Source organism: Streptomyces sp. NPDC005402 (assembly GCF_040606575.1).
In the GTDB taxonomy this organism is placed as follows: domain Bacteria; phylum Actinomycetota; class Actinomycetes; order Streptomycetales; family Streptomycetaceae; genus Streptomyces.
In genome coordinates, this window is sequence record NZ_JBEXFB010000028.1 from 12,655 (window position 1) to 29,340 (window position 16,686).

The following is a 16,686-nucleotide window of genomic DNA, read 5'->3' on the forward strand; positions in this document are numbered from 1 at the left end:
ACAAGCCCCCACCGAAGCCGAAGCAGGCCGCCGCAGGCACCCAGGGGCGCGGGGAACTGCGCAAAACGCCCGCCCCCACCAAGCCGCACCCGAACCCGCTCAACCGCCGGAGGCCCCCGCCCCCAACGCCCCCCGCTGCGGCCGAATCCCCGCCGGCACCGCACGCGCGCGTGCCGGTGTTCCGGTCCAGCACGTGCCGCGGCGGGCCAGCAGTCGGCCCAGCCACAGTTCCAGGGAGACCAGGTCGGCCAGGCCGTCCAGAGGCAGCGGCTCGCCCTCCGCCGCCGCCCGGAGCGCCTTGCGGACCACCCGGGCCTCGACCAGCCCCGCCTGCGCGAGCAACGGCGTGCCGAACAGGGACATCAGGGAGTCCGCCGCCACCCGCAGCCCCGTACGGGTCGCCGCGGCCGAGGAGGCGTGGGACGGGGCGCCCCAGCCCGGCGGGAGGTCGGAGACACCGGCGCCCTCCAGGACCGTACGGAGGATCTCCGCACGGGCTCCCGGCCGGACCCGCAGCGCCTCGGGGAGGGCTCGGCAGGCACGCACCACCTGGTTGTCCAGGAACGGCGTGTGCAGCCGCTGGGAGCGGATCTCCACGGCCTGCTCCAGGACGCGCAGATCCGACGCGTGACGGGCGAGCGCCGCACGCGCGCGGAAGTCACCGGGATGCTGCCCCGGACCGACCCCGGAGCGGTGCGTGGCCCCCTGCAGGCGAACCGATACTTCAGCCAGCGCCTCACCCGTCAGCCACCGCGCCGCGGGCCCCGGTCTGGCCCAGGTGAGCGCGGCGAGAGACGCCCCCACCGCGCCGCCGGGCTCGTCGAAACGCTGGTGCATGAGCCGGTCGGCCAGCATCTCCAGGCCGACCCGGTACGGCGTACGGGCCAGTTTCCGCGCGGCGCCGTACACGCGCGCGGGGACGAGCACGGAACCGTCCGCCTTGGTCAAGGCGGCCACGGGCCGGACCAGATGACGCCGTTTGCGGTCCATCAGCAGGTCCGCGAGGCGCGCCGGATGCGCGTCGAGCACCTGCCGGGCCCCGTACCCGGTGAAGTGGTCGGCGCTGCCCGCGGCGAGCCGGGCCCGATGCCGCGCCGCCGTCACCAGACACGGCCCGGGTTCGTCGGTCAGGGGCCCGTCCAGTTCTGCGTACGGCAGCGTCTCCTCGGCGCCGGTCACCACGACGTGGTGCAGCCGCGGATTCGCCGCCAGCGTCCCCGCCCGCTCCAGTTCGGCCTCCCGGCCGCCGACCGCGAGGTCGTTGAAGGTGACCGCCAGCAGCCGCTCGCCGGCCCCGGTGCCGTGGCCGAGGACGGTCCCCGGCATCCCCGGCAGCCCGGCGGCCAGCAGGGCGAGCGTCCCCGACGCGGGCCCCCCGGACAGGTCGGCCCCGATCCCGGGCACCGGCATCCCGCGCGCGGCACGGCGTTCGGCGGGCCCCATGCCGGGCACCGGACCGGGGTCGATGTCGGGCACGTGCCGGGGCGCGGACAGCCGGGCCCGCACCGCCTCGACGAGCGCGTCCCGCACCCCGTCGACCGCGCTGTCCGGATCGGCGGAGGGCGCGGCGACCGCGAGGGAGGCGACCGGCTCGTAACCGGCGATCTCGCGGGCGCCGTTGCGCAGGATCAGCGCGTGCCCCGGCGGAATGCGCCGGACGCCCTCGTAGGGCGTGGAGTCGTGGAGCGCGGCCGGTACGTCGGGGGCGGCGAGCAGCGCGGCGAGGTGCCCGAAGTCGAGGTTGGCCTCGATGAGGTCGGCGAGGGGCAGAGCGGCGGTCGCGTAGGCGGTACCGCCCGCCCAGGGTGTGTGGAACACCGGCCGGGCGCCCGCCAGATCGCCGCCCACGGTGATCCGGCGGCCCACCTGGACCACCGCCGTGTACGCCCCTGACCAGGCCGTCAGATGCCGAAGTGCCCCTCCGCGCGCGGCGAGCAATCCGATCCGCAGCTGTTCGTCGGAGGCTCCGCAGGTGCCGAGGACCGCGATCCGGGTCTGCGCGTCGACCGTGACCACGCGGACCTCGTCGGGGCGCCAGTCGCCGACCGCCCACAGCGGATCCGGGTCACCCCACAGGAGGTGGGAACCCACCGGGTGCACGGTCTCGCCGTCGCTTCCGGTGGCCCCGGCCGTCCCGATCCCGGAGACACCCGCGGCGGTGCTGCTCCATCCCACCAACCACCGCATCGACGCCTCCACAGGCTGTGGACAACCAGTGCACCGTTCGAACCGGTCACCATGCTGCCATGAAGGAAGCGTGCCGGAGGGCCGGTGGAGCCGCTTGAGATGCGGAGAACGCGCCCCTGGGAACACCCGCGTACACCTGCGAACACATGGGCGGGGCAAGGGATGTGCGACGCGAATGCGCCCCCGATACGCTCCCCCATAACGCCTAACGCGCCCTCAACTGCCATGGTAGGAGGGCTGATCGCCTGCGAGAACGAGGGTCGATTTTCGGCCAAATAGACGGCATCGAAGCAGGCTCGCGCACGCTCCGTGCACAGTCCGCGCGCCGCACGACAGGCGCGCAGCCCGGGAGACGCCACTTCGCCCCCCGGGCCGGTCCGCCGCCCGCGGGGATGTAGGCGGCGGTGTCCCCCAGCCCACTGGATCCAGTACAGCGGGCCGACCCACGCATCATCCATGGAAGCGCTCTCCCGTTGGCCGGAGAAGAGCGCACGGGCGGGCGCACGGCCACACAACGGGAGCACGGCACAACTGCGCGTATCGGACCCGCACTTCAGTACGGACCACAATCCCGCCATCCGGAACAATGCCCCTTAACGCTTGGGATGCGGCGAACTACGCTGGGTTTACGAATGCCGGGTGGTTATGCCAGCGCGGCAGCCGTCTGTGTCGAGGGGTGGCGCATGTCCAGGGAGCAACGCGGGCCGAACGAAAAACTCGGCGCCGTTCTCGCCCTCGCGGGAATCAGCAACGCAGGACTCGCGCGTCGCGTCAACGATCTTGGCGCTCAACGCGGGTTGACTCTTCGCTACGACAAGACGTCGGTGGCGCGCTGGGTGTCGAAGGGGATGGTGCCGCAGGGCGCTGCGCCGCACCTCATCGCCGCCGCCATCGGCCAGAAGCTCGGCCGCCCGGTGCCGCTCCACGAGATCGGCCTGGCGGACGCGGATCCCGCGCCGGAGGTGGGCCTCGCCTTCCCCAGGGACGTCGGACAGGCGGTCAGGTCGGCGACGGAGCTCTACCGCCTCGACCTCGCCGGGCGCAGGGCCGGCGCGGGCGGCATCTGGCAGTCCCTCGCCGGTTCGTTCGCAGTGAGCGCATACGCAACGCCCGCCTCACGCTGGCTGATAACCCCGGCCGACAGCTCGGTCGCGCGCGAGGTGAACCACTCCGAGGGCTCCGGCGCACCGCTCAAAGTCGGCCACAGCGATGTGCAGAAGCTGCGGGAGGCCGCCGAGGACGCCAGGCGCTGGGACTCCAAGTACGGAGGCGGCGACTGGCGTTCGTCCATGGTGCCGGAGTGCTTACGGGTGGAGGCGGCACCGCTGCTGCTCGGCGCGTACTCCGACGAGGTGGGCCGGGCCCTGTTCGGCGCCTCCGCCGAACTCACCCGCCTCGCGGGCTGGATGGCCTTCGACACGGGCCAGCAGGAGGCGGCGCAGCGGTACTACATCCAGGCGCTACGGCTGGCCCGCGCGGCGGCGGACGTGCCGCTCGGCGGGTACGTCCTGGCGTCCATGTCGTTGCAGGCGACCTACCGGGGCTTCGGCGACGAGGGCGTCGATCTCGCGCAGGCCGCGCTGGAGCGGAACCGGGGGCTGGCGACGGCCCGCACCATGAGCTTCTTCCGGCTCGTCGAGGCGCGGGCACACGCGCGTGCGGGTGACGCCGCCGCGGCAGGAGCGGCGCTCAAGGCGGCCGAGGGATGGCTGGAGCGGTCCCGGGACGGGGACAACGATCCGTCGTGGCTCGGCTTCTACTCCTACGACCGGTTCGCCGCGGACGCCGCGGAGTGCTACCGCGACCTGAAGGCACCACGTCAGGTCCGGCGGTTCACCGAGCAGGCGCTGTCGAAGCCGACGGAGGAGTTCGTACGCTCGCACGGGCTGCGGCTCATCGTCTCGGCGGTCGCCGAGCTCGAGTCGGGCAATCTCGATGCGGCGTGCGAGCAGGGCGAGCGGGCGGTGGAGGTCGCGGGGCGCATCTCCTCGGCCCGTACCACCGAGTACGTGAAGGATCTCCTGCACCGGCTGGAGGCCTACGGGGACGAGCCCCGGGTGGTGGAGCTCCGGGAGCGGGCCCGGCCGCTGCTGATGGCTCCGGCTTGAGCCCCGGACGGCGGCACCGCCCCCCGCGTTTGAAGTGACTGTCAGTGGTGCAGTGCACTATCGGGGGTGGGAGGTGGTGCAGGTGCTGTCCGGGATCGCTTACGACTGTGACGTGCTCGTGATCGGTGGGGGCATTGTCGGGTTGTCCACGGCGTACGCGATCACGCGCAGCGCGCCCGGCACTCGGGTCGTCGTGCTGGAGAAGGAGGCGGGGCCCGCTCGGCATCAGACCGGGCGGAACAGCGGGGTGATCCACAGCGGGATCTACTACCGGCCGGGGTCGCTCAAGGCGCGGTACGCGGTGCGGGGCGCCGCCGAGATGGTCAAGTTCTGCGCGGAGTACGGCATCGCCCATGCCGTCACCGGCAAGCTGATCGTCGCGACCGAGCGCGACGAGCTGCCGCGGCTGCACGGGCTGGTGCAGCGCGGGCGGGAGAACGGCATTCCGGTGCGGGAGCTGGGCGCCGCCCAGATCGCGGAGTACGAGCCCGAGGTGGAGGGGCTCGCCGCCATACACGTCGGGACGACCGGGGTGTGCGACTTCGTCGGGGTCGCGAGACAGCTTGCCGAGGCGTCGGGCGCGGAGATCCGGTACGGCGCCGAGGTGCGGCGGATCGACCGGCGCCCGGAACTCGGGGTGGCCGTGCTGACGGGCGCCGGTGATGTCGTACGGGCGCGGGTGCTGGTGAACTGCGCGGGACTGCACTGCGACGAGATCGCCCGGCTGACCGGCGACGACCCCGGGATGCGGATCGTGCCGTTCCGGGGGGAGTACTACTCGTTGGCGCGGCCCGAGCTGGTGCGGGGGCTGGTGTATCCGGTGCCGGATCCGGCGTTTCCGTTCCTCGGGGTGCATCTCACGCGCGGGATCGACGGAGGGGTGCACATCGGGCCCAACGCGGTGCCGGCGCTGGCCCGGGAGGGGTACGACTGGGGGACCGTACGGCCCCGGGAGCTGGGGGCCACGCTGGCCTGGCCGGGGTCCTGGCAGATAGCGCGGCGGCACTGGCGGTACGGCACGGGGGAACTGCGGCGGTCGGTGTCGCGGCGGGCGTTCACCACGGCGGTACGGAGGCTGCTGCCGGCCGTCACGCCGGACGACCTGGTGCCCTCGGCCGCCGGGGTGCGGGCCCAGGCCGTACTGCGGGACGGGACGCTGGTGGACGACTTCCTGATCCGCGAAGGCGCTCGCGCGGTACACGTACTGAACGCCCCCTCACCCGCGGCGACAGCTTCCCTGCCGATCGGGCGGGAGGTGGCCCGGCGGGCGCTGGAGACACTGCGCACGGCATGACCGCCACAGACGTTGCCACCCCCACGGGACGGCCGGACACGGGGACCCGACGCCCGAAGCAGCCCTGAGCGGCACAGCCCCGCCCACAGCTCCGCCGCAGACCCGGGGGGAAGGTGGCCCGCCCGCGCTGGACACAGGGCCCGCAGGCACGGGGACCCGACGCCCGAAGCAGCCCTGAGCGGCACAGCCCCGCCCACGGCTCCCCTGCAGACCGGCCGAGAAGTAGCCCCGCCCGCGCTGGACACACTGCCCGCAGGCACGACCGGCACAGACGCCGCCACCCCCACGGGACGGCCGAACGCGGGGACCCGACGCCCGAAGCAGCCCTGAGCGGCGCAGCCCCGGCCACAGCTCCCCTGCAGAGCCGGGGGGGGAAGGTGGCCCAGCGGGCGGTGAAGGACACTGCCCGCAGGCACGACACACGCAGACGCCGCCACCCGGACAGGACAGCCCGGACCCGGCGGACCACCCGGACCGGACGGCGCCCGAGACGGCCGCCCGGACGTGTCGGTCGAAGCAACCCCAAGCGGCCCGCCCGCGGCCGCACCCTCCGCGCCGACCACCACGCGGGAAGTGGCCCGGCGCGCACGCCGGACACACTGCCCGCGGGCACGACACACGCAGTCGCCGCCATGACGGGACCGCCCGGACGCGGGGACGGCGCCCGGAGGTAACAGCCCGGAGTGGAGCGGCCCGGCAGGCGCTGAAGACACTGCCCGCGGGCACGACACGCGCAGGCGCCGCCACCCGGACGGGACAGCCCGGGTGCGGCCGGCCCCCGGCCGGGGCGGTGGCCGGAGATGGCCGCCCGGGCGGGCCGGCGCCGGGACATCGCGGCCAGGGCATCCCTGCTCGGCGTGCGTCCCCGGGGTCACCGTAAAATCGGCCTCACTGTGTCTGACTCCCTCAACGCCCCCGAAGCCCCCCGGTCCCGGCCCGCCGCCCCCGCCGAGTCCGCTGTGCACGTCCCCGGTGTCTCCGTCCGGCACACCCGGGGCAAAGGGGAGCCGCGGTTTCCCGACGGGCCCAGTGCCGATCCCGCGGGGTCGCACTTCGAGCGGCGGATCCGGAGTTTCCAGCCCCGGCGGAGCCGGGTGACGGCGGGGCAGGCGGACGCGTTGCAGCGGCTGTGGCCCACCTGGGGCCTGGACATCGACGGACAGCGCACGATCGACCTCGGAGAGCTGTTCGGAAACGACAACCCCGTCGTGCTGGAGATCGGGTTCGGGATGGGTGAGGCCACCGCGCAGATGGCCGCCGCCGAGCCGGGGACCAACATCCTCGCCGTCGACGTGCACACCCCGGGGCAGGGCAATCTGCTCAACCTCGCCGAGCAGCAGAAGCTGTCCAACGTCCGGGTCGGCAACGGCGACGCCATCATCCTGCTCCGCGAGATGCTCACCGAGGACTCGCTCGACGGACTGCGCGTGTACTTCCCCGACCCCTGGCCCAAGAAGCGTCACCACAAGCGGCGGCTGATCCAGCCGGAGTTCCTGGACCTGGCCGCGACCCGCCTGAGGCCCGGCGCGCTGGTGCACTGCGCGACCGACTGGGAGCCGTACGCCGAACAGATGCTCGACGTACTCACCGTGCACCCGGACTTCGAGAACACCCAGGCCGGCGGCGGTTTCGCGGCACGTCCCGACTTCCGGCCGCTGACCCGTTTCGAGGGGCAGGGACTGGACAAGGGACACGTCGTGAACGACCTGCTGTTCCGTCGCGTACAGCACGGCGACCGAACCGACCGAACCGATCAGTCCCCCACCGGCGCCTGAGCATCCCGCCCCGCCTGCGGGCGGCGCCTCTGTCTCGTTAAGGTCGATGCTGTGGCCACGTGTCCCCCGTACCCGACGTACCCCGGTGACCCCACCGGCGGCACCGCGCTGCGGCATGCGCACTGGTGGCAGCGGAAGTGGGTGCGCTACGGCGCCCTGATCACGCTCCTGGCGCTGTCCGGGCTCGTCATCCTCGCCCTGGTCCGCCAACAGACCGGTACTCAGGGGTTCCTGGTCGGGCTGGGGCTCGCCGTCCTGCCCGTACCGCTGCTCATAGCCGCGTTCCGCTGGCTGGACCGGGTCGAACCGGGGCCCTGGCGCAACCTGCTGTTCGCCTTCGCCTGGGGCGCCTGCGCGGCCGCGCTGATAGCGATCATCGCCAACAGCTTCGCGACGAAGTGGATAGCGACGGCGACCGCCGACCCGACCGGCGCGGACACCCTCGGCGCCACCGTGATAGCGCCGATCGTGGAGGAGTCGGCCAAGGCCGCCGCCGTTCTGCTCGTCTTCCTGTTCCGCAGACGGGACTTCACCGGGATCGTCGACGGCGTGGTGATAGCGGGGGTCACCGCCACCGGTTTCGCCTTCACCGAGAACATCCTCTACCTCGGCACCGCCTTCGGCACCGACCAGCTCACCGGCGACAGCGGCATCGCCTCCGTCACCGCCGCGACCTTCTTCGTGCGCGTGGTGATGTCGCCGTTCGCGCACCCCCTGTTCACCGTCCTCACCGGCATCGGCTTCGGCATCTCCGCGCTGTCGGCGGAACGCCAGCGCGTCCGGCGGGTTCTCGTCCCGCTGTCCGGGCTGCTGCTCGCGATGGGCATGCACGCCACGTGGAACGGCTCCTCGACGTTCGGGCAGTTCGGGTTCTTCGCGGTGTACGCGATGTTCATGCTCCCGGCGTTCGCGCTGCTGACCTGGCTGGTCATCTGGACACGGCAGCGGGAGCTGAAGACCGTGCGCGAGGAGCTGCCCGCCTACGCCGTCGCCGGGTGGCTGACGCCGACCGAGCCGTATGCGCTGGGCTCGATGCGGGCGCGGCGGGTGGCGCGGGACTACGCGCGGCGGCAGTTCGGCGGGCGGCCCGCGGCCCGGGCGGTCTCGCAGTACGAGGCGTTCGCGACGTCCTTGGCGTTCCTACGGCACCGGGGGCGGCTCGGGCGGGCGAACGCGGACTTCGTCGTACGGGAGCGGGAGTTGCTGCACGAGCTGTGGCGGCGCCGGGACGTGGCGCGCCCGGCGCTGGACCACGCGGCCCGGACGACGGCACCGCCGGTACCGGTGGCCGCGCCGCCCTGGCCGGTGTACGGCGTGTACGGATACCCGCCCCAACCGCCGCACCCGGCCCAGCCGCCTCACCCGCCCCACCCGGTCCCGTACCCCGCCTACAACCCGTACCGGACGTAGACGCACGTAGACCCACGTGGAGGGGGCCGGAGGGTCAGGCCGACGCGTCCGTCAGGCGCGCCAGCTCCTCCTCCGTCAGCACCAGGTCCCCCACCCCCAGCAGCGCCGGCAGCTGTTCCACCGTGCGGGCGGACGCGATCGGGGCCGCGACCGTCGGCTGGGCGGCGAGCCAGGCGAGGGCCGCCGTGGCCACCGGGACGGTGTGGGACTCGGCGATGTCGTCGAGCGCCGCGAGGACCTTCCGGCCGCGTTCGGTCTCCAGGTGCTTGCCGGCTCCCGCCCGGCGCGCGCTCTCGACCGTCGTACCGGGGCGGTACTTGCCGGTGAGGAATCCGGAGGCGAGGGCGTAGTACGGGACGGCGGCGAGGCCCTCCCGGGAGGCGACGGCCTGGAGTTCACCCTCGTACGTGTCGCGCGAGACCAGGTTGTAGTGGGGCTGGAGCGCGACATAGCGCGCGAGCCCCTCGCGGTCGGAGAAGGCCAGGGACTCCGTAAGGCGCGCGGCGGAGATGTTGGAGGCGCCGATCGCCCGCACCTTGCCCGCCTTCACCAGTTCGTCCAGCGCGCCGACGATCTCCTCGACGGGGGTCTCCGGCTTGTCGAAGTGGGTGTAGTAGAGGTCGATGCGGTCGGTGCCCAGGCGACGCAGCGAAGCGTCCGCAGCCGCCTTGATGTTCGCGGCGCTCAGGCCGGGGAAGTCGGGGTGCTGGCTGACCTTCGTGGCGATGACGACGTCGTCGCGGTTGCCGCGGGCCGCCACCCACTTGCCGATGATCGTCTCGGACTCGCCGCCGGAGTTCCCGTCGACCCATGCCGAGTACGAGTCGGCCGTGTCGATGAAGTTGCCGCCGGCCGCGGTGTACGCGTCGAGGACGGCGAAGGACGTGGGCTCGTCGGCGGTCCAGCCGAAGACGTTGCCGCCGAGGGCGAGCGGGAAGACCTCGAGGTCGGAGGAGCCGAGCTTGCGAAGGGAAGTCATGCCATACGTCAACGCCCGCGCCGGACGCCGGTCTTCCGCTACGGCCGCAAAGTCCTCGCAAACAACCGGAATCAGTTGCTCCGAAGCACCGGCAGCCCTGACGTCGGGGGGACGTCGTCAGGGCTGCCGGAGTTCGCGGGACTTCGCGGGAATGCTCAGGACCTCGCGGGAGGCCTCAGGGGGTGAGCCCCTTGCCGTGCAGCCACGCCATCGGGTCGATCCCGTCGGCCGAACCGCCCGGGTGGACCTCCAGGTGCAGGTGCGCGCCGGTCACGTTGCCCGTGGCGCCCACGCGGCCGATGACGTCACCGGTGCCGACCTTCTGGCCGACGCTGACGCTGATCGAGGACTGGTGGCAGAACCACAGCTCGGTGCCGTCGTCGAGGGTGAGGATCGTGCGGTAGCCGTAGGAACCGGCCCAGCCGGCCTCGGTGATGGTGCCGCTGTGGATCGCCTTGATGAGCGTGCCCGTGGGCGCGGCGAAGTCGAGGCCCGTGTGGTAGCCGGAGGACCACAGCGAACCGGCCTGACCGAAGGTCGAGGTGATGGTGTACGACGAGGTCGGCAGCGTGTACTGCTTGGCGAGCTCGGCCAGGCGCGCGGCCTCGGCCTTCTTCGCGGCCGCCTCCTCCGCCTTCTTCTTCGCGGCGGCGGCCTTCTCCTGAGCGTCCTTCTCCGCCTTGGCGGCGGCCGCGTCGGCCTCCTTCTGGGCGGCGGCCGCGACGGCCTGGGCGGCCTTGGTGTCGAGCTGGTCCTGCTGCACCTCGGCCTGGGCCAGGATGCGCGAGCGCAGCGCCTCACCGGCGTCCGACGTCCCCTGGGCGGTGTCGGTGGTGGTGGCGCCGACGCTGCTGAAGGCGCTCGTGTCGTCCGCGGCGGTGTCGGAGTCCTCAGAGATGAGCGAGCCCACGTTGGGCAGGTCCGGCATGGAGATGGAGACCGGCGGCTTGCCGGTGTTCGCGCTGGCCATCCCGCCCGCGCTGACGGCGGCTATGACGCCGACGCCCAGAACGGTGGAGCTACGGGCGAATCCCCCGCCACGCTGCTTGGCGACGCGGTGCCGGCCTCGTACAGGAGCGAGGGAGTCCGCGGTCGGGTTCCACTCGCCGAGCGGGGCCTCGTCGTCGGCACGGTAGCCGCCGTACACGAGGGTGTCGCTGGGTACGTACGGCGCCTCGGGGGCAGGCGGGTTGGACGCCACGTGGGCGCGCTCCTTTCCTTCCTTCTCGCCTACCGGGTTAGCTGACGGGTTCGGAGCAGGAAGGTCTCCTACGCGCGTATACCCGCCGTGCTGCCACGGCGGAGTACGAGCGATTCACCCCAAGTTGGTGGTTCCCCGGTTCCCTTGCGGAATTCGGCGCGTGAGCACGGAGCCGTCTCTTGTGACGGCTGGGACGACCGCGCTGCGTTATCGAACGTTAATAGACCCGGGGGCCCGATTCCAAGCTGTTCCGCTTGATCGTTAACGAAATCCCGCAGGACTTACGGCCCATGAACGGTTAAAAACGGGCGAGTTGACCTTGCCTCAGGCGTCACACAGGCATTGACGGTATGTCATTTGTTATGCGGAGGGCGGTCATCCGATCACCCCACGTCACGAAGACGTCGTACGGCGAGCAGTGCGCCGGGGTGAGGTGGTCAGAGCGCGCAGGCGAGCCGAGTGACCGACGGGGGGAAACACTCAGGGCCGGAGTCCATTAAATGGATTCCGGCCCTGAGCCTTGAGTAGCGGGGACAGGATTTGAACCTGCGACCTCTGGGTTATGAGCCCAGCGAGCTACCGAGCTGCTCCACCCCGCGTCGTTGTGTGACCAGCATACGTCATCCGCGGGGTGGTTCGCGCCAGGGTTGTTTCTCGGGCCCGGTTGCCCGCGTGGCGGCGTAGCGTGGCGCCCCTCACGCGAACGAGGAGGGGCCCATGGCGGCAGCCGACGAGCGACCGGTGGAGATCGGCAAGCGGGACATCCCGCTGTCCGGCGGCCGGACGCTGCGGGTGACGGAGTTCGGCAATGGCAGCATCCGGCTGGCGGTGCGGACCGGCTCCCCCTATGTGGTGACCGGCCTGGAGCAGATCGACGACGGGGCCGTACTGAAACTCTCTCCCGGCCGCGAGGGGTCCAGCGCCCACCGGAACTGGGTACGGGACCAAGGGGCCGCCGCACACGGCGACGGGGAGTGAGCCTCGCCCGGCCCCCGATGGTGTAGCGGGCTACACCGTGCGTGGGGAGTCGTTCGTCTAGCGTGAGCCACATGTGGAAGTCGGTGCGGCGTGCGGCGATGGCGACCGTGCATCTCGTCGTGGCCGCGGCGATGTGCTTCGGCCTGTACCTCTTCGTCACCGTGCTGCTCATCGCCGCCGTGGGCACGCTCGCCGTGGTCGGCTGCTGGCTGCTGCCCGAGGCCGTGCTGCTGATACGGCGGATCGCGGGCGCCAAGCGGAACCTGACCGCCCTGTGGACGGGGAGGGAGATCCCCGAGGCGTACACGCCGATGACCGGCACGCTCCGCGAGCGGCTGCGCATCTCGGTGCAGGACCCCGGCACGCTCACGGACTTCCGCTGGATGCTCTGCTACTACCTCTACGGCGCCCTGCTCGCCCTCGCCCTTCCGCTGTGGCCCCTCGGCCTGGTGGTCGACGGCGTGTGGGCCGGGGTGCTGCGCCGCGACCCTGTCGTCCTCCCGCTGATCGTGCGGCTCGCGGACACCGAGGCCCGCTGGTCGACCGTGCTGCTCATGCCCTCCCCGAAGGCCCGGCTGGCCCGGCGGGTCGAGGAGCTGAAGGAGACCCGGGCCGACGCGATCGCCGCGCACGAGGCCGAACTGCGCCGCATCGAACGGGACCTGCACGACGGCGCCCAGGCCAACCTGGTGGCGCTGTCGATGCGGATCGGACTCGCCAAGCGGGCCTACGACCGTGACCCCGACGCCGCCCGCAAGCTGCTGGACGACGCCCAGACCCAGGCCGAGCAGGCGCTGACCGAGCTGCGGCACGTGGTGCGCGGGATCCACCCGCCGATCCTGACCGACCGGGGTCTGGTCGGCGCGGTGCGGGCGCTCGCCGCCGGCAGTGGACTCGCCGTGCGCGTGGAGGACGGCGGCCTGGACGAGGGCACCCGGGCGCCCGCGGCGGTGGAGGCGGCCGCCTACTTCGTGGTCGCCGAGTCCCTCACCAACGTCGCCAAGTACAGCGGCACCGACCGGGCCGAGGTCCGGCTGGCCCGGACCCGGCGCGGGCTGACCGTGCGGGTGCGGGACGAGGGCCGGGGCGGCGCCGACGAGTCCGCGGGTTCGGGGCTGCTGGGGATGCGGCGCAGGGTCGCCGCGCTCGACGGGACCTTCGAAGTGACCAGCCCCGCCGGGGGCCCGACCGTGATCGATGTGGAGCTGCCGTGCGTGTGGTGATCGCCGAGGACAACGCCCTCCTGAGAGAGGGGCTCGTCCTGCTGCTGACGTCCTCCGGGCACGAGGTCGTGGCCGTCGTCGGCACCGGCCCCGAGATCCTGCCCGCCCTGCTGGAGCACCGGCCGGACGTGGCCGTGCTCGACGTACGGATGCCGCCCGGGTTCCGCGACGAGGGGCTGCGGGCCGCCCTGGAGGCGCGGGAGCGGATCCGGGGGCTCCCGGTGCTGGTGCTCTCGCAGTACGTCGAGGAGTCGTACGCCGCCGAGTTGCTGGCGGGTGGCACCAGCGGGGTCGGCTACCTCCTGAAGGACCGGGTCGGCCGGGTCGACGAGTTCCTCGACGCGCTGGAGCGGGTCGCGGCCGGCGGTACCGCGCTCGATCCCGAGGTCGTCACCGAGCTCCTGACCCGCCGCCGCGACACCCCGCTCGACTCCCTCACCCCGCGCGAGCGCGAGGTGCTGAAGCTGATGGCCGAGGGGCACGACAACACCACCATCGCGAAGACCCTCGTCGTCACCGAGCGTGCGGTCAGCAAGCACATCGGCAACGTCTTCCTCAAGCTGGGCCTGCCGCCGAGCGACAGCGGCCACCGGCGGGTGCTGGCCGTGCTGGCCTATCTGGCGCACACGCCCAAGTGAGGTTCAGCCGACGCCGAGTTCGGTCAGCTCCGCCAGCGGCAGCGTGTGCTGGGTCTGCAGGACCTTGGCGCGCAGGTAGCGGACGTTGTGGGCGGTGGTGAAGACACCGGTGGGGACACGGTCGTGGACTGCGATCCCCAGGTCCCTCAACTGGCCCGCCTTGTCAGGGTTGTTGGAGAGCAGGTCGAGCTCGGCGATCCCCAGGGCCTGGAGCATCTGCGCGGCCGCCGTGTAGTCGCGGGCGTCCTCGGGCAGGCCCAGTGCGGTGTTCGCGGCGTAGGTGTCGAGGCCCTGGTCCTGGAGGGCGTACGCGTCGAGCTTGTTGTAGAGGCCGATGCCGCGGCCTTCCTGACGGAGGTACAGCAGGACTCCGCCGCGCTCGGCTATGCGCTCGACCGCCTCGCGCAGCTGCGGGCCGCAGTCGCAGCGGGCGGAGCCGAAGACGTCACCGGTGAGGCACTCGGAGTGCAGGCGCACCAGCGGGACGGTGCCGGGGGCGGGATCACCGAGGACGACGGCGAGGTGCTCCCGCCCGTCGGCCAGACCGTGGAAGGTGACGAGCTCGGCGTCTACGCGGTAGCCGTCCCCGAAGCGCAGCGGGACGCGGACGCGGGAACGCTGGGTGGCGGCAGGCAGGTCGGGCATGCGGGTTCTCCGGTCCGTAGGCGCACCTGCTTCAGTTTTGAAGCAGTTCTACTGATCGCGACCCTACCCCATGCTTTAAATTTGAAGCAACGGTTTTATGGCGCTCGTCACGCAGGGCTTCTCACGAACAGGACGGGGACGACCGCCGACGCCACGGGACCTCCTCAGCGGGGCCACCCTCCCCCTGGAGACCGGCGGTGACACTGGTGAAGATCTCCTCCAACTGCCCCACCTGCTCCGGGGTGAGCCGGTCGAAGAGCGCGGTGCGAACCGTCTCCACATGCCCCGGCGCCGCCCGCTCCAGCACCGCCATACCCTCGTCCGTGAGCACCGCGACACTGCCCCGCTTGTCCCACTGACAGCTCTCGCGCCGCACCAGCCCGTCCTTCTCCAGCCGGGCGACGGCGTACGTCAGCCGGGGCCGGGTGATCTTCAGCCCCTCGGCGAGTTCGGTCATCCGCAGCCGCCGTTCCGGGATCTCGGAGAGGTTGGCCAGGATGGAGTAGTACAGGTGCGGCATGCCGGCCTCCTGCTGGAGCTGCCGGTCGATGGTGTCCTCCAGGAGGAGCGAGGCGGCGATGTAGGCACGCCAGGCTCGCTGCTCGTCGGGGCTGAGCCAGCGGGTCGTCATGCCCCCAGTGTAGGTTTGCTTCAAACTTGAACCAAGCCCAGCCGTCCTTTGGCCCCCGCCATCCGTCAGACCCGCCACCCGCCATCCGTCTCCGAGAGGGCCGCGCCGATGCCCCACCCCTACGTCCTCCTCTCCGCCGCGGTCTCCCTCGACGGCTACCTCGACGACACCGGCCCCGACCGCCTCCTCCTGTCCAGCCCGGCCGACTTCGACCGTGTCGACGAGGTCCGCGCCTCCGTGGACGCGATCCTCATCGGCGCGGGCACGATCCGCGCCGACAACCCCCGCCTGCTGGTGAACTCCCCGACGCGCCGCGCGGCCCGCGCCGCCGCCGGGAAGCCGCCGTACCCCCTGAAGGTCACGGTCAGCGGCTCGGGCGAGCTGGACCCGGCCGCGCACTTCTGGCACACGGGCGGCGAGAAGGTCGTCTACACGACGGACCAGGGCGCTGAGCGGGCCCGGGCGCTGGGTGTCGCGGCCGACATCGTTCCGCTCGGCCCCGAACTGGACTGGCGCCGCCTGCTGGAGCACCTGCACGAGGAGCGCGGAGTGGAGCGGCTGATGGTGGAGGGCGGCGGCCGGATCCACACCCAGCTCCTCCAGCAGGGCCTGGCGGACGAGGTGCAGCTCGTCCTGGCCCCCCTCTTCGTCGGCAGCCCACGAGCCCCCCGCCTCTTCGGCCCGGGCACCTACCAGGCAGGCCGGCTGCGCCTGGTGGAGACCCGCCGTATCGAGGACGTGGTCCTGATGCGCTACGAGCCCACCGCCCCCGGCACGGGCCTGGTCCCGGTCGCCGCGGACCACCACTGGCTCGCCCTGGCCTGCGAGTTGGCGACCCACTGCCCGCCCTCACGGACGGCGTTCAGCGTGGGCGCGGTGGTGGTCGCGGCCGACGGCACGGAGCTGGCGCGCGGCCACTCCAGGGAGGGCGCCGACCCGGTCGTCCACGCGGAGGAGGCGGCACTGGCGAAGATCGATCCGGCCGATCCCCGGCTGGCCACGGCCACCGTCTACACCAGCCTGGAGCCCTGCACCCACCGCGCCTCCCGCCCGGCCCCGTGCGCCCGGCTGATCCTGGACGCGGGAGTACGCCGGGTGGTGACGGCCTGGCGGGAGCCGGACACCTTCGTGGCGGGAGCGGACGGGACGGGACTGCTCACGGCGAAGGGCGTGGACGTGGTGGTGCTGGGCGAGTACGAGGACCGCGCGAAGGCCCCGAACCGCCACCTGGTTGACGCGGGACCTCAGCCGATGGCCTAGGCCCGGTACACCGTCCCCACCGAGCGGTCCCCTGCCGCGTCGGTCACCTGCGAGCGCGGGGCGACCCCACCGGAGGCCGGGAGGTGGACGGACGCCTGCCAGGTCGAGCCGGAGTGCCTGACGGTCGCCGCCTTCCCGGTCCTGCCCCCGTCGGCGAACGACCGGACCTCGGCCGAGGGTGACTCCACGACGGCCGTACCCCCCGGCTCCCTCCCCTTCCAGAGGGGGGACGTCGAGGTCGAGGGCCCCGCGAGGGCGACGACCCGGACTACGCCCGGCCGGTGACGGCCGATGAGACCGTGACGGTCCGCCTCACCCGGGTCCGACCCTCCGACGCACAGCCCCACCGCTCGCGCA

General features: G+C 72.6%; 14 protein-coding genes, 1 tRNA gene and 1 riboswitch. Of the genes, 8 read left to right on the top strand and 7 right to left on the bottom strand.

What is annotated here, in order from left to right:
* Positions 1–99: 99 nt before the first annotated feature.
* On the bottom strand, positions 100–2,187 hold the full coding sequence (locus ABZT02_RS38030) for an asparagine synthase-related protein (protein WP_356026168.1): 2,088 nt from the start codon (positions 2,185–2,187) through the stop codon (positions 100–102).
* Positions 2,188–2,870: 683 nt separating this feature from the next.
* Here ABZT02_RS38030 and ABZT02_RS38035 point away from each other — a divergent pair.
* The 4 genes from ABZT02_RS38035 to ABZT02_RS38050 all read left to right on the top strand — a co-directional run bounded on the left by ABZT02_RS38035 (position 2,871) and on the right by ABZT02_RS38050 (position 8,774).
* Positions 2,871–4,295 (top strand): MFS transporter, encoded by a 1,425-nt coding sequence (locus ABZT02_RS38035; protein ID WP_356026170.1) that lies wholly within the window; start codon positions 2,871–2,873, stop codon positions 4,293–4,295.
* A 73-nt stretch (positions 4,296–4,368) separates the two neighbouring features.
* Entirely contained in the window at positions 4,369–5,589 is a 1,221-nt protein-coding gene (lhgO, locus tag ABZT02_RS38040) for an L-2-hydroxyglutarate oxidase (protein WP_356026333.1), read from the top strand.
* 893 nt (positions 5,590–6,482) lie between these two features.
* The gene (gene trmB / locus ABZT02_RS38045) at positions 6,483–7,364 is read left to right on the top strand and encodes a tRNA (guanosine(46)-N7)-methyltransferase TrmB (protein ID WP_356026173.1); all 882 of its coding nucleotides are present in this window, start codon (positions 6,483–6,485) and stop codon (positions 7,362–7,364) included.
* Positions 7,365–7,415: 51 nt separating this feature from the next.
* Entirely contained in the window at positions 7,416–8,774 is a 1,359-nt protein-coding gene (locus tag ABZT02_RS38050; protein ID WP_356026175.1) for a PrsW family intramembrane metalloprotease, read from the top strand.
* A gap of 34 nt (positions 8,775–8,808) precedes the next feature.
* Here the strand turns inward: ABZT02_RS38050 and ABZT02_RS38055 are convergent, their stop codons facing one another.
* From ABZT02_RS38055 to ABZT02_RS38065, 3 genes are all read right to left on the bottom strand, one after another.
* A complete protein-coding gene (locus ABZT02_RS38055) occupies positions 8,809–9,753 on the bottom strand; it encodes an aldo/keto reductase (RefSeq protein WP_356026178.1) in 945 nt (314 codons plus the stop codon).
* A 175-nt stretch (positions 9,754–9,928) separates the two neighbouring features.
* Positions 9,929–10,954, bottom strand: a complete 1,026-nt coding sequence (locus tag ABZT02_RS38060; protein WP_356026181.1) for a M23 family metallopeptidase — start codon at positions 10,952–10,954, stop codon at positions 9,929–9,931.
* 11 nt (positions 10,955–10,965) lie between these two features.
* Positions 10,966–11,123, bottom strand: a riboswitch (cyclic di-AMP (ydaO/yuaA leader).
* Positions 11,124–11,479: 356 nt separating this feature from the next.
* Positions 11,480–11,553 (bottom strand) — tRNA-Met (locus tag ABZT02_RS38065).
* 118 nt (positions 11,554–11,671) lie between these two features.
* Between ABZT02_RS38065 and ABZT02_RS38070 the strand changes: the two genes are divergently transcribed.
* From ABZT02_RS38070 to ABZT02_RS38080, 3 genes are all read left to right on the top strand, one after another.
* Entirely contained in the window at positions 11,672–11,932 is a 261-nt protein-coding gene (locus ABZT02_RS38070; protein WP_356026184.1) for a hypothetical protein, read from the top strand.
* A gap of 71 nt (positions 11,933–12,003) precedes the next feature.
* Positions 12,004–13,155, top strand: a complete 1,152-nt coding sequence (locus tag ABZT02_RS38075; protein WP_356026186.1) for a histidine kinase — start codon at positions 12,004–12,006, stop codon at positions 13,153–13,155.
* Positions 13,143–13,793, top strand: coding sequence for a response regulator transcription factor (locus ABZT02_RS38080; protein ID WP_356026189.1), 651 nt, complete (start codon positions 13,143–13,145; stop codon positions 13,791–13,793). The genes ABZT02_RS38075 and ABZT02_RS38080 overlap by 13 nt, the downstream gene beginning before the upstream one ends.
* Before the next feature lie 3 nt (positions 13,794–13,796).
* On the opposite strand, the gene ribA is transcribed toward ABZT02_RS38080, so the two are convergent.
* Both ribA and ABZT02_RS38090 read right to left on the bottom strand, forming a co-directional pair.
* A complete protein-coding gene (gene ribA, locus ABZT02_RS38085; RefSeq protein ID WP_356026191.1) occupies positions 13,797–14,438 on the bottom strand; it encodes a GTP cyclohydrolase II in 642 nt (213 codons plus the stop codon).
* 121 nt (positions 14,439–14,559) lie between these two features.
* The gene (locus ABZT02_RS38090; protein ID WP_356026194.1) at positions 14,560–15,069 is read right to left on the bottom strand and encodes a MarR family transcriptional regulator; all 510 of its coding nucleotides are present in this window, start codon (positions 15,067–15,069) and stop codon (positions 14,560–14,562) included.
* Between the two features lie 108 nt (positions 15,070–15,177).
* On the opposite strand from ABZT02_RS38090, the gene ABZT02_RS38095 reads away from it, so the two are divergent.
* Positions 15,178–16,329: a dihydrofolate reductase family protein gene (locus ABZT02_RS38095; RefSeq protein ID WP_356026196.1), complete on the top strand. Its 1,152-nt coding sequence runs from the start codon at positions 15,178–15,180 to the stop codon at positions 16,327–16,329.
* On the opposite strand, the gene ABZT02_RS38100 is transcribed toward ABZT02_RS38095, so the two are convergent.
* Positions 16,326–16,517 (bottom strand): hypothetical protein, encoded by a 192-nt coding sequence (locus tag ABZT02_RS38100; protein WP_356026199.1) that lies wholly within the window; start codon positions 16,515–16,517, stop codon positions 16,326–16,328. The two genes, ABZT02_RS38095 and ABZT02_RS38100, sit on opposite strands and share 4 nt — an antisense overlap.
* Positions 16,518–16,686: the final 169 nt, after the last annotated feature.